Consider the following 12191-nt stretch of genomic DNA (forward strand, 5'->3'; position numbering starts at 1 on the left):
AAGTCGAACAAGCCGGCGTCGACCAAACCCTGTTCCGCGTGCCTACCGGCCGGTATACAAGCGATGTCGGACCTGTGGACAGGGACATGTCCGGTTGCCGCGGTGTCGCGATCCTCCGTGTCCTCCGACGGGCGGTCCGACACGGCGGGCCGACCGGGCTTCGAGGAAGGGGCACGATGAACCATCACACGCGTCAGGGCGGCGACCTCGCGCGACGGCGCCGCACCATGGCGCTGGGCGCGGTGCTGAGCAGCTGCGCGGTCGTCGCCGGTGTCGGCACATCGGCTCCCGCTTCGGCCGGGGAGCGACATTCCCCCCGCCCCGTGGACTACGTGGCGCTCGGCGACTCGTACACGTCCGGTCCGCTGATTCCGCGCCAGGTCGACGCCGACTGCGCCCGCTCGGACCACAATTACCCCTCGCTGGTGGCGGCCCGGTACAAGGTCGCCTCGTTCGCGGACGTCAGCTGCAGCGGGGCCAGGACCGACGAGATGTGGAAGGCCCAGGGGACCAACGGACCCCAGTTGGACGCCCTGAACCGAAGCACCGACCTGGTGACGCTGCAGATCGGCGGCAACGACATGGGGTTCGGCTCCGTCATCAGCACCTGTGCCGCGCTCGGTTCCAAGGACCTGTCCGGCGACCCGTGCCGGCAGCACTACACGTCCTCCGGGGTCGACCGGCTCACGCTGAACATCCTCGAAACCGCTCCGAAGGTCGCCCGTGTGCTGCGCGCGGTGCACGAGCGGGCACCGCACGCACGCGTGGTGCTCGTCGGCTATCCCGCTCTCCTGCCCGACGACGGCAGCGGCTGCCACCCCTCGGTCCCCTTCGCAGCGAAGGACTTCCCCTACCTCCGGGACACGGGCAAGCGCCTGAACCAGATGCTGCGCCTGGTGGCGTGGCTGAACCGAGCCGAGTTCGTCGACACCTACGGTCCGTCCGTCGGACACGACATGTGCAAGGCGCCGGCCGACCGCTGGGTCGAACCGCTCCGGCCCTCCGCGCCCGCGGCTCCCGCGCACCCCAACGCCAAGGGCATGGAGACCATGGCGAGCGCGGTCCTGGAACGCCTGGGCAAGAGGGCCGGACACCGCTGAGTCGTCGTTCCCGTCGGAGGCGTCGTCGACGCCCGCGCGGTCACTGGAGGACGCCGCTGCGCCTGCCCTCGTCGAGCAGGGCCTCCACAGGGCGGACTTCGCTCCCGGTACCACGAACCAGAGAGGTGCGGCGGAACGGCTTCTGAAGATTTCGACGCGCCGGCAGCCCGTGACGAGACCGGCCACTGCCGTCTGCCGCGCCCCGGCACGGCCCCCACCACCTCCTGGGGGAGGCCGCCGAGGTCCACGGAGTGGAGCCTGGATCATCCTGGCTCCACTCCGTGGTGCGGGCGTGTCACTGGAACTGGGCGAAGAACCTCCAGATCTCTGCCTTGGTCCAGGTGGTGACGCCGCTTTCGCCGGAGGAGCCGTCGACCGGACCGGGGATGTGGTCTCCGTCGAACGCGGCCCATTGGACCGGGTGTCCGGCACTGCAGCCCGCGTAGGTGGTGGTGATGTGCGTTCGGCTGCCCGGCGACGGCTCGCGCGGGCTCTGCGGAGTGCAGCCGTTGTTGCCGACGAATCTGTCGCGCAGGGACCGTCCTTGCGCGATGCCGAGGACGGAGTCGCCGATGCCGTGGATCCCGAAGTAGGCGATGGGCTGGGTGCCACCGCTGCATCCGCTGATCTGAGCGCCCGAGATGACCGCGACGGCCCGGAAGACGTTCGCCCGGCTGCACGCGAGTGCATAGCTCATACCGCCGCCCCAGCTGAATCCCGTGGCGAAACGCTGTGCCGGGTTGACACAGAGGCCGCCCTCGATGCGCCGGATCATGTCGTCGACGAAGGTGATGTCCTCACCTCCCGAGTTGGCCCAGCCGTTGCCGAGGCCCTGAGGGGCGACGAGGATCGCGCTGTTGTTCGACTGTTCCTGTTGGCCGTAGTAGGACCAGGCGTTCCCGCTCGTGCCGCCCGAGGCGACGTCGCCGGCGGTTCCGCCCCGCCAGTGGAACGCGAAGATCAGCCGGTAGGGGCGGCTGTTGTCGTAGCCGGCGGGAACCCTGAGGATGAAGCTGCGGCTCTTGCCGCCGCTCTGGATCGTGTGCGTACCGCTCGCCAGGGCCGGGGCGCTGCCGCATCCGCCGCCGCCACCGGACGACAGCTTGATCACCTGCCATTGCTGGTTGTCGCCGCCCCAGTCGGTGTACTGGACGACGTTGCCGCCGTCGGCGGTGGAGGCGCCCTGCACCTCCACCGCCTTGCCGCTGGTGCGGTTGATCAGCCGGACGTGGCCCGCGTCCGAGTCGGCCAGGCGGAACTGCTGGTTGGCCCCGTCGTGGTCGGCCCACTGCTGGATCGCGGCACCGTCCGCGGTCGAGGCGCCGGCCACGTCGAGGACCTTGCCCGAGTGCCGGGCCTTGAGGCGGTAGAAGCCGTCACCGGAGTCCACGAACTGCCACTGCTGGTTGGCTCCGTCGGTCCGCGTCCACTGACTGAGGCGCGCGCCGTCGGCGGTGGACGTGCCGGGGACGTCCAACGCCTTGCCGCTGTGGCGATTGACCAGGACGTACCAGGCGTTGGTGTCCACCGTCGCCGCCTGGGCGGGCGCCGGATCCACCGCGGCGAGCGTGCCGATCGCGAGGACCGCCGCCACCACGGCGGCGACCCGGGACCACCAGCGATGCCTTGGCGGAGGGGCGGGGGGAGCCGCACCGTGGGTCTTCATCGGTTCACCCTTTCGTTGGGGGCAGGTCCCCTCAGGTGCGGGTCCAGCGTTGGTTGCTGCCGTTCGAGCAGGAGTAGAGCTGGATCAGGGTGCCGTTGGCGGTGCCGCCGGCGACGGCGTCGAGGCAGAGGCCGGACTGGACGCCGACGATGGATCCGTCGGAGTTGAGGCGCCACTTCTGGTTGTCGGCGCCCCAGCAGCTGTAGATCTGGACCTTGGCGCCGTTGCCCGTGCCGGCGGCGTCCAGGCACTTGTTGCCGTAGACCTTGAGCTCACCGGCGTCGGTGTACGTCCACTGCTGGTTGGTGCCGTTGTGGCAGTCCCACAGCTGGACCTGGGTGCCGTCGGTGGTGCTGCTGCTGGGCACGTCCAGGCAGCGGCCCGAAGCAACGCCCTTGACCGTGTTGCCGTCCGCCGGAGGCGGTGTGGTGGTGCCGCCGTTGAGCGCGTTGAGGACGGCGGTGTAGGCGGGCTTCTTGCTGCCGTCGTTGTTGAACAGCAGCGGCGTGTCCTGCGATCGCCAGGAGTCGCTGTCGCGCACCCCCCAGACCGTGATGCCGAGGCAGCGCGGGACGGCCAGGCAGTCGTTGGCCACGCTGGCGTAGGTCGTGGCCGAGGCGCCCTGGATGTCGAGTTCGGTGACGGCCACGTCGACGCCGAGGGCGGCGAAGTTCTGCAGGGTGGTGCGGAAGTTGCTGTTGTACGGGCTGCCGCTGTTGAAGTGCGACTGGAAGCCGACGCAGTCGATCGGCACGCCGCGCTGCTTGAAGTCCCGGACCATGGCGTACATGGCCTGGGTCTTCGCCCACGTCCAGTTCTCGACGTTGTAGTCGTTGTAGCAGAGCTTGGCGGCCGGGTCGGCGGCGCGCGCGGTGCGGAAGGCGACCTCGATCCAGTCGTTGCCGGTGCGCTGCAGGTTGGAGTCGCGCCGGGCTCCCGAACTGCCGTCGGCGAAGGCCTCGTTCACGACGTCCCACTGGGCGATCTTGCCCTTGTAGTGGGCCATCACGCCGTTGATGTGGTCGATCATCGCCTGGCGCAGCGTGCTGCCGCTGAGGCTCTGCATCCAGCCGGGCTGCTGGGAGTACCAGGCCAGGGTGTGGCCGCGCACCTGCTTGCCGTTCTGCACCGCCCAGTTGTAGACGCGGTCACCGGCGGTGAAGTTGAACTGGCCCCGCTGCGGTTCGGTGGCGTCGATCTTCATCTCGTTCTCGGCCGTCACCGAGTTGAACTCGCGGGCCGCGATCGACGTGTACGCGGAGTCGCCCAGCTTGCCCGAGGCGATGGCGGTGCCGAAGTAGCGGCCGCTCTGTGCCGCCGCGGCGCCGAGCGTGTTCTCGGCGGCGTGTGCGGTCGGCGGCGCGACCAGCACGGTGACCACACCGAGGACGCCGACGACCAGCGCCAACAGCAGGGCGCGGATCTTCCGGTGGACAACGGCTCTGGGAAGGGCGTACGAGCCCATGAATATGCCTCCAAGGGAGAAACCACGGAAGGACTGAAGTACGGGGGAACGCGGCGTCCGCTCCCGCCCGGCGGACGGACGGGGCGGGCCGGAACTCGGACGGTACGGAATCACCGGACACCGCGGTCGCGGGACCGGGACGGTCCCGGCACGGTTCGGCATTTCGAACTGCGGTCGGTCACTCAGAGAGGGATGATTGAGGGATTGACGGTGGATCGTCAATACTCATCACAAAGAAAGTTTCCGCCTGAAGTTCGAATCTTTCGGAATCGCGATGCGCGACAGACGCCGCTCGCTCTACTCCCTTCCCTCGCACAGACCCTTGGAATGGCGGGCCTTGTCGCAACCCTCCGGAGTGCCGGGAGGAACTGTTTGTGGACAGATCGGCGAAGGACCTTGACCGAAGGGCCCCTCATTCCTAGCTTGTGGCGTCAAAGGTTCGGAGAGATCTTCGAAAGTTTCGACGCTGCTCTTGCCCCGGTACGGCCGCTCCGCGGTTCATCGGCGTCACCTCACCCCGCCCCAAGGAGGCCCTCTGATGTGGTTTCGCCACTCGTCCCCGGTCCGTCTGAAACGCTTACTCGCGGTTCTTTTCCCCTTGCTGCTCGTGGCCACCTTCCTCGGCGCCCAGCCCGCCGGCGCGGCGACCGTGGACCCCAACGCCTCGTACGTGCTGGTCAACCGCAACAGCGGCAAGGCCCTGGACCTCTACAACATGGCGACCGACGACGGCGCCCGCATCACCCAGTGGACCAGGAACGACCAGAACCAGCAGCAGTGGCAGTTCGTCGATTCCGGAGGTGGCTACTACCGCATCAAGTCCCGCCTCTCGGGCAAGGTGCTGGACGTCCACAACTGGTCCACCGCGAACGGCGGCTCGATCGTCCAGTGGGCCGACCTGAACGGCACCAACCAGCAGTGGCGGCTGGCCGACAGCTCGGACGGCTACGTGAGGTTCGTCTCGCGTCACAGCAACAAGGCCCTCGAGGTGCAAGGCGCCTCCACCGCCGACAACGCGAACATCGTCCAGTACGACGACTGGGGCGGCACCAACCAGCAGTGGCAGCTCGTCAAGGTCGGCGCGGAGAACCCCGGCTCGTGCGATCTCCCGGCGACCTACCGCTGGTCGTCGACGGGCGCGCTGGCGCAGCCCAAGTCGGGGTGGGTCTCGCTCAAGGACTTCACCGTCGCCCCGTACAACGGCAAGCAGCTCGTCTACGCGACGACGCACGACACGGGGACGAGTTGGGGTTCGATGAACTTCGGCCTGTTCACCAACTGGTCGGAGATGGCCTCGGCCGGGCAGAACACGATGTCGAACTCCACCGTCGCGCCCACGCTCTTCTACTTCGCGCCGAAGAACATCTGGGTGCTCGCCTACCAGTGGGGCGGGACCGCCTTCTCCTACCGGACGTCGAGCGACCCCACCAACCCGAACGGCTGGTCGTCCCCGCAGGTGCTCTTCTCCGGAAGCATCTCCGGCTCCGGAACAGGACCCATCGACCAGACGCTCATCGGTGACGGGACGAACATGTACCTGTTCTTCGCCGGTGACAACGGCAAGATCTACCGGGCCGGCATGCCGATCGGGAACTTCCCGGGCAGCTTCGGCACGACCTCGACCGTGGTCATGAGCGACACGACGAACAACCTGTTCGAAGCCCCGCAGGTCTACAAGCTGCAGGGCCAGAACCGCTACCTCATGATCGTCGAGGCGATCGGCTCGCAGGGCCGCTACTTCCGCTCGTTCACGGCCACCAGCCTGAACGGCTCATGGACACCCCAGGCCGCGACCGAGGGCAACCCCTTCGCCGGCAAGGCCAACAGTGGCGCCACCTGGACCAACGACATCAGCCACGGCGAACTGATCCGCACCAGCGCCGATCAGACCATGACCGTCGATCCCTGCAACCTGCAGTTGCTCTACCAGGGGCGCAGCCCCAACTCAGGCGGCGACTACGGCCTCCTGCCCTACCGTCCGGGTCTGCTGACACTGCAGCGCTGACGGCGTGAACACGGGGTCCGGCTCCGCTGGGGAGCCGGCGCGGGGGGGGGGGGGGGGGGGCGCCCCCCCCCCCCCGGGCCCCCCCCCCCGCCCCCGCCCGGGGGCGGCGGGGCGGCGGGGGGGGCCGGGGGGGGGGGCGGGGGGGGGGGGGGGGGGGGGGGGGGGCGGCGGCCCCCCCCCCCCCGCCCCCGGGTCACGCGACGACGTCAGCTCTCGTACGACGACGGAGCGCGGAGTCGGGCAACGCCCGCTGGACACTGTCCGTCGGATCACGGGCAAAGCCGTGAGCGGATCGCTGCTGCCGTGCCGCCTCCGCGTCGACGGTCGGCCCGTTGGTCCCTGGACCCATGACCGAACCGACGAGCGATCGGCCGGAAAGTCACCCGATCCGCCGGACAGGCCCTAACGACGGCTGCGTACGAGCAGGTACAGGAAGTACGGCGTTCCGATCACCGCCGTCATGAGGCCCGCGCCGAGCTGGGCGGGCGCGATGACCGTGCGGCCGATCAGGTCGGCCACGCAGACGAGGGCCGCGCCGAGCAGGACGGTGACCGGCACCACCCGTACGTGCCGCCGGCCCACGAGGGTCCGCGCCGCGTGCGGTGCGACGAGGCCCACGAAGCCGATGGTGCCGGCCGAGGCGACGGCGGTCGCGCTGAGCAGGACGCTCACCACGAGGAAGCCCAGGCGGACCCGGGACAGCCGCAGGCCGAGCAGACGCGGGGTGTCCCCGTCCAGGGACACCAGGTCCAGTTCGGTGCGCCGGGCGACCGCCACGCCGACGCCCAGCGCCAGTACCAGCGCGACGGGCAGGACGTCAGGCATGGTCCGCCCGTACGTCGAACCGGACAGCCAGGTCAGCGCCTTGGTGGCGTTGAAGGGGTCGGTCAGCACGATGAGCAGGCTGATCAGCGCCGTCGTGGCGGCGGCCACGCCGACGCCGACGAGGACCAGCCGGTTCTGCCGGTAACCGCCCCGGGCGGCGAGTCCGAACACGACGGCGGAGGCCGTCGCGGCCCCGGCGAACGCCGCCCCCGCGACGGCCCACGAGCCGGCGGCGGGCACGGTGGTGACGAGGAGCACGGCACCCAGCGCGGCTCCGCCGGAGACGCCCAGCACGCCGGGTTCGGCCAGCGGGTTGCGGGTGACGGCCTGGACCAGCGTGCCGGCCAGGGCGAGCGCCGCGCCCGCGCTCAGGGCGGCGAGCACACGCGGCACCCGGGTGTCGAGGACGAAGGAGACCGCCCGCCCGGCCCGCCCCTGCGCCCAGTTGACGACGTCGCCGAGCAGGAGTCCGGTGTCGCCCAGCAGCACCCCGGCGACCGTGACGCCGGCGACGGCGGCGACGAGGGCGGCCACCGTGACCCGGAACGCCGTCCGGCCGGGGGTGCGCAGCCGGTCCGGAGCGCCGGCCTCGGCGGTGTCCCGCAGCCGCAGGGCCGTCACCACCAGGAACACGGCGCCGACGAGGCTGGTGACGATCCCGGTGGGGACGGCCACCGCCGTGTCCGCGGGCACCAGGGCCCGCAGCAGGACGTCCGACCCGAGGACCAGTCCCGCACCGGCCAGGCCGACCGCGGGCCAGCCGGCACGGGCGCGGACGAAGGCCGGGAACCGGCGGGCGAGCGGGCGGGTCAGGGCCGGGGCGCACAGGCCGACGAAGCCGATGGGCCCGGCCAGGGTGACCGCCGCGGCCGACAGCAGCGCCGCCAGGACGACCACCGTGACGCGGGTGGCGCGGACCGGGACGCCGAGCCCGCGCGCGGCGTCGTCGCCGAGGGCGAGCGCGTCGACGCGGCGGGCGGTGAGCAGCAGGCCGGCGAGGCCGGCCGCGACGACGGGCAGCATCTGCAGGACGCCGTCGAAGCCGTTCTGGCCGATGCCTCCCTGGTTCCACCGGTACAGGCCCTCGGTCTGCTCGGGGAACAGCAGGAGCAGGCCCTCGGTCACGGAGTTGAGGCCGAGGGCCAGCGCGGTGCCGGCGAGGACCAGCCGTACGGTGCCCGTGCCGAGGCCGGACAGGGCGAGGACGACGCCCGCGGCGAGGAGGCCGCCGGCGAAGGCGACCCCGGAGGAGGCGAGCAGCGGCAGGGAGACGCCGGTGGCCCCGGCCACGCCGAGCGCCAGGTAGGAACCGGCGTTCACGGCGAGGGTGTCGGGCGAGGCGAGCACGTTGCGGCTGACGGCCTGGAGTGCGGCCCCGGCCACGGCGAGCACGGCGCCGACCAGGAGGCCCGCGGTCGTGCGCGGCAGCCGGGAGGCGATCACGACGGACGCGTCCGCCGGATCGGCCTGCCCGGTCAGGGCTTCGAACACCTCGGCCGGTCCGACGGCGGCCGTGCCCTGGGTGATGTCGACGACGGCGAGGGCGGCGACCAGGAGCGCCAGTGCGGCCGTCACCGCGGCGGCACCCCTGCGGGGCGGGGCCGCCTGCGAACGGGTGGCGGGGGCGGTCGCGGTGACGGCCATGGGTTCCGTTACTTCGTCAGCGCGGCGACGAGGGCGTCGACGTACGCCTGCATCGACCCGGGGCCGCCGAACATCCAGATGCCGTCGGGCAGTCGGTGCACCTCGCCGGCCTTGACGAACGGCAGGGACGTCCACACGGCGTTCTTCGCCAGGGCGCCGGTGAAGGGGGTGCTGTTCTCGTCGCCGTCGCTGCCGATGTAGGCGAACCGGGTGTCCTTCGGCAGGGCGGTGAGGCCCTCGACGTCGGTGGTGCCGAGGCCGTAGCTCGCGTCGCCCTTGACGGTCCAGGTGTTCTTCAGGCCGAGCGCCTCGTTGACGCCGCCGATCAGCGAGCCGCTGGTGTACGGGCGCAGGGAGACCTGGTTGGAGGTGACGTACCCGTCGGCGAAGGCCAGTCCGGTGCCGTCGAGACCGGCGTCGGCGAGGGCCTTCCTGCCCTCGGCGACCTTGGCCTCCCAGCCGGTGCGGACCGTCTTGGCCTTGTCGGTGGTGCCGGTGGCCCGCGCGATGAGGTCGATGTTGTCGAGCATCAGCCCGATCTGGTCGGTGGAGTCGGCGGACTTCACCTCCAGCACGGGGGCTATCCTGCGCAGTTGCTTGACGGCGGCGGGCGGCAGGTCGGTGGTGGCGAGGACGAGGTCGGGCGCGAGGGAGGCGATGGTGTCCGTGCTCGGCTCGCCGCGGGTGCCGATGTCCTTGGGCTCGGTGGTCAGCGGGACGGCGGTGTCCCAGGTCTTGTAGCCCTTGACGTCGGCGACGCCGACGGGGTCGACGCCGAGGGTGAGGAGGCTCTCGGTGACGTTCCACTCGGTGGTGACGACCTTGGTGGCCGGGCCGTCGAGCGTGACCTTGGCGCCGGTGGCGTCGGTGAGACTGATGGCCTCGGAGGGCTTCCCGGAGCTGTCGGCGGTGGGCTCGGTGGTGCCGCACGCGGCGAGGGTGAGCGCCGCGGCGGTGGTGGCGGCCGCGGTGAGCAGGAGGCGTCTCATGAGGTGGTGCCGAGCCTTTCGCTGGGGGTGTGGCGGGTGTGGTGGCGGCCGACGGCGCGGGTGCGCAGCCGGCCGGTGAGGGGGTCGTGGTCGACCTCGATGCGGATGCCGTAGACGGCGGTGAGGCGTTGTGGTGTCAGGACGTCCGCGGGTGGGCCGTCGGCGACGACGCGGCCCGCGTCGAGCAGCGTGATCCGGTCGGCGACGGCCGCCGCCTGGTCGAGGTCGTGCAGGACGACGCCGACGGCGATGCCGTGCTCGTCCGCCAGGTCGCGGATCAGGTCGAGGAGTTCGACCTGGTGGCGCAGGTCGAGGTAGGTGGTGGGCTCGTCCAGGAGCAGCACGCCGGTCTCCTGCGCGAGGCAGCCGGCGAGCCACACCCGCTGCAACTGACCGCCGGACAGGCGGTCGGCGCCGCGTTCGGCGAGGTCGGTGACGCCGGTCAGGGCGAGCGCCCGGTCGACCGCGGCGGTCGCGTCCGGGTCGGGCCGGCCGAAGCGGCCGCGGTGGGGGTAGCGGCCGAACTCGAGGATGTCGCGCACGGTCAGTCCGCTGGGCGTCGGGCGGCTCTGGGTCAGCAGGGCGACGCGGCGCGAGAACTGACGGTGCGTCAGGGCGAGGCCGTCGGTGTCGTCGTCGATCCGGATCGTGGCGTGCCGGGCCCGCTGCAACCGGGCGATCGTCCGCAGCAGCGTGGACTTCCCGCTGCCGTTGGGGCCGACGAGGGCGGTCACCTCACCGGGCCGCAGTCCGACCGCGGCTCCATGGACGACGTCGACGCCGTCGTACGACACCGTGACGTCCGTGGCCGCCAGTTCGTGGCCGCGCGGGCGTGGGGTGCCGGCTGTTTCTCCACCAGATCTCACGTCAGTAAGGTTAGCCTAACCTTACTGACTTGGATCACGCGGGGGCTCGCCTCAGCCGGCCGGCCAGGACGACGGGTCCCACAGGCCCGAACGCCGCAGGGACTGCGGGCAGTGCAGGTAGATCTCGTCGATCTCCAGCACCACGGCGAGGGCGGGGCGCCGGCCGTCCCGCGTCATGGCGTCGAAGAACGGGGCGTCGGTGAGGACGCGGGCCCGCCCGTTGACCCGCAGGACCTCCTTGCCTCCCGGGATCAGATACAGCAGGCCGGCGTGCGGGTTGTCGAGGATGTTGTGGAAGCTGTCGCCGCGCCGGTTGCCCGGCCGGTCGGGCAGGGCGAGCGTGCGCGCGTCGACGACATGGGTGAACCCCGGGCCGTCCCCGCGCGGGGAGACGTCGCAGTTGCCGTCCGCGTCGGAGGTGGCCAGCAGGCAGAAGGGCGAACGGGCCAGTATGCCCAGGTCCTGGTCGGTGAGCCGGTCGTGGACCTTCTCGATCACCACGGGCCAGGGCTCACCCAGCACTTCGCGCAGCTCGGTCCGCGAGCCCAGCTCGACCCAGCCGCTCCCGGCGGCTGTGCCCGGCCCGTCCACGGTGGCGTCGGTCGCGTACGGCAAGGCGGGCTCCAGGGGTGCGTGCGGCAAGTGGTTGCGCAGCGAACATTAACCTAAGTTAGGTTCGCCTTGCCTTACTGGCTGAGGGTGCAGTGGTGCCGGTGCCGGGCGCCGCGGTCCGCGGTGGGCCGGGTGTGGACCGGGGGCGGCTCGGGTAACCGGGCACGCATGTTCAAGCATCGACGCGTGCGCGTCACCTGTGTCCTGGCGGCCGGCTGGGTCTTCTTCGCGATCGTGGAACGGCAGTCGGGGCAGACCACCTGGCCGGCGTCGCTGCTGCACGCGCTCGTCTGGGCCCTCGCCGTGTCGGGCACCTGGTGGTTCGCCGAGATGACGCAGCTGGGGCCGCGGACCGCTCGCCCCGTTCCGGCCGCGTCGACGACGAACTCCTCGCGGCGGTCCGGGATTTCGGCGAACGGCCGTCGGGGCGAGGACGGTGACCCGCAGGAGCGGGGGCCGGCGGCGGGACGTGCGCGCAAGGGTGAGCACCCCTCGGCATGAAGGCGCCCGGCCGGGTTACCCGATGCCGCGGCGGCACAACCGCCGCCCCCAGCTCCCAGGGAGACGCCATGCCGGTCAGGCCCAGCAACGCGCTCACCGTCGCCGCGGCGGCGCTCGCCGGAAGCGGCGTGGCCGTCACCGCCCTCCTGTGGTGGAGACAGCGCCCGGACACCGGCCGGAACCCGGTCCCCACCTGGCCCCCGTCACTCGGCGACCCCCGCACGATGTCACCGGAGGACCTGCTGCACCGGCACTGGAGCACGCTGCAACCGCTCGACCTGACGCGCTAGTCGCGCGGCCGGACGCACACCGCCCCCCCTCCTGCCCGGCCCCGACCACCGCCCCGCCCGTGCGGCGCTCGTGACCTGGTCCGGCGAGGACGTGGGCGGGCGATTCCCGGGTATCCGCACCACAGACCCGGAACTCCGCGTCATGGACAGGGCCCACCGGCCGGTCCCGCGGTCGGGGCGGTTCACACGGTGGAAGCGGTCCGCCGGCCGGCGGGAAGGACGGGCCAT

Annotated in this window: 10 protein-coding genes; 4 read left to right on the forward strand and 6 right to left on the reverse strand. The window is 71.6% G+C overall.

Translation table 11 applies throughout. From position 1 onward, the window contains the following. The first annotated feature begins 176 nt into the window (after window positions 1-176). On the forward strand, window positions 177-1100 hold the full coding sequence (locus ACH4N1_RS18050) for an SGNH/GDSL hydrolase family protein (protein ID WP_398098153.1): 924 nt from the start codon (window positions 177-179) through the stop codon (window positions 1098-1100). Between the two features lie 295 nt (window positions 1101-1395). Here the strand turns inward: ACH4N1_RS18050 and ACH4N1_RS18055 are convergent, their stop codons facing one another. Together ACH4N1_RS18055 and ACH4N1_RS18060 are read right to left on the reverse strand one after the other, a co-directional pair. After that, window positions 1396-2697: an RICIN domain-containing protein gene (locus ACH4N1_RS18055; RefSeq protein ID WP_398098358.1), complete on the reverse strand. Its 1302-nt coding sequence runs from the start codon at window positions 2695-2697 to the stop codon at window positions 1396-1398. Window positions 2698-2797: 100 nt separating this feature from the next. Beyond that, a complete protein-coding gene (locus ACH4N1_RS18060) occupies window positions 2798-4231 on the reverse strand; it encodes an endo-1,4-beta-xylanase (protein ID WP_398098154.1) in 1434 nt (477 codons plus the stop codon). Between the two features lie 538 nt (window positions 4232-4769). Here ACH4N1_RS18060 and ACH4N1_RS18065 point away from each other — a divergent pair. Beyond that, window positions 4770-6236 carry a non-reducing end alpha-L-arabinofuranosidase family hydrolase gene (locus tag ACH4N1_RS18065; RefSeq protein ID WP_398098156.1) on the forward strand — a complete coding sequence of 489 codons (1467 nt, stop codon included), beginning with the start codon at window positions 4770-4772 and terminating at the stop codon, window positions 6234-6236. A 402-nt stretch (window positions 6237-6638) separates the two neighbouring features. On the opposite strand, the gene ACH4N1_RS18070 is transcribed toward ACH4N1_RS18065, so the two are convergent. Genes ACH4N1_RS18070 through ACH4N1_RS18085 form a run of 4 tightly spaced genes read right to left on the reverse strand, consistent with a single transcriptional unit; the run spans window position 6639 to window position 11175 of the window. Continuing rightward, window positions 6639-8705, reverse strand: coding sequence for an iron ABC transporter permease (locus ACH4N1_RS18070; protein ID WP_398098157.1), 2067 nt, complete (start codon window positions 8703-8705; stop codon window positions 6639-6641). Between the two features lie 8 nt (window positions 8706-8713). Further along, on the reverse strand, window positions 8714-9694 hold the full coding sequence (locus ACH4N1_RS18075; protein WP_398098159.1) for an ABC transporter substrate-binding protein: 981 nt from the start codon (window positions 9692-9694) through the stop codon (window positions 8714-8716). Beyond that, the gene (locus ACH4N1_RS18080) at window positions 9691-10560 is read right to left on the reverse strand and encodes an ABC transporter ATP-binding protein (RefSeq protein WP_398098161.1); all 870 of its coding nucleotides are present in this window, start codon (window positions 10558-10560) and stop codon (window positions 9691-9693) included. Before ACH4N1_RS18080 ends, ACH4N1_RS18075 begins: the two co-directional genes overlap by 4 nt. A gap of 51 nt (window positions 10561-10611) precedes the next feature. Further along, window positions 10612-11175, reverse strand: coding sequence for an MSMEG_1061 family FMN-dependent PPOX-type flavoprotein (locus ACH4N1_RS18085; RefSeq protein ID WP_398098162.1), 564 nt, complete (start codon window positions 11173-11175; stop codon window positions 10612-10614). A 165-nt stretch (window positions 11176-11340) separates the two neighbouring features. Between ACH4N1_RS18085 and ACH4N1_RS18090 the strand changes: the two genes are divergently transcribed. After that, a complete protein-coding gene (locus ACH4N1_RS18090; RefSeq protein ID WP_398098164.1) occupies window positions 11341-11673 on the forward strand; it encodes a hypothetical protein in 333 nt (110 codons plus the stop codon). A 68-nt stretch (window positions 11674-11741) separates the two neighbouring features. Then, window positions 11742-11963 (forward strand): hypothetical protein, encoded by a 222-nt coding sequence (locus ACH4N1_RS18095; RefSeq protein ID WP_398098165.1) that lies wholly within the window; start codon window positions 11742-11744, stop codon window positions 11961-11963. The last annotated feature ends 228 nt before the right edge of the window (window positions 11964-12191 follow it).

Source organism: Streptomyces sp. NPDC017202 (genome assembly GCF_044331705.1).
In the GTDB taxonomy this organism is placed as follows: Bacteria; Actinomycetota; Actinomycetes; order Streptomycetales; family Streptomycetaceae; genus Streptomyces.

Excerpts from the sequence above, each read along its gene's own strand:
- ACH4N1_RS18070 (WP_398098157.1), bottom strand. The coding sequence starts at position 8,705 with ATGGCCGTCACCGCGACCGCCCCCGCCACCCGTTCGCAGGCGGCCCCG.
- ACH4N1_RS18060 (WP_398098154.1), bottom strand. The coding sequence starts at position 4,231 with ATGGGCTCGTACGCCCTTCCCAGAGCCGTTGTCCACCGGAAGATCCGC.
- ACH4N1_RS18090 (WP_398098164.1), top strand. The coding sequence starts at position 11,341 with ATGTTCAAGCATCGACGCGTGCGCGTCACCTGTGTCCTGGCGGCCGGC.
- ACH4N1_RS18075 (WP_398098159.1), bottom strand. The coding sequence starts at position 9,694 with ATGAGACGCCTCCTGCTCACCGCGGCCGCCACCACCGCCGCGGCGCTC.
- ACH4N1_RS18065 (WP_398098156.1), top strand. The coding sequence starts at position 4,770 with ATGTGGTTTCGCCACTCGTCCCCGGTCCGTCTGAAACGCTTACTCGCG.
- ACH4N1_RS18050 (WP_398098153.1), top strand. The coding sequence starts at position 177 with ATGAACCATCACACGCGTCAGGGCGGCGACCTCGCGCGACGGCGCCGC.
- ACH4N1_RS18095 (WP_398098165.1), top strand. The coding sequence starts at position 11,742 with ATGCCGGTCAGGCCCAGCAACGCGCTCACCGTCGCCGCGGCGGCGCTC.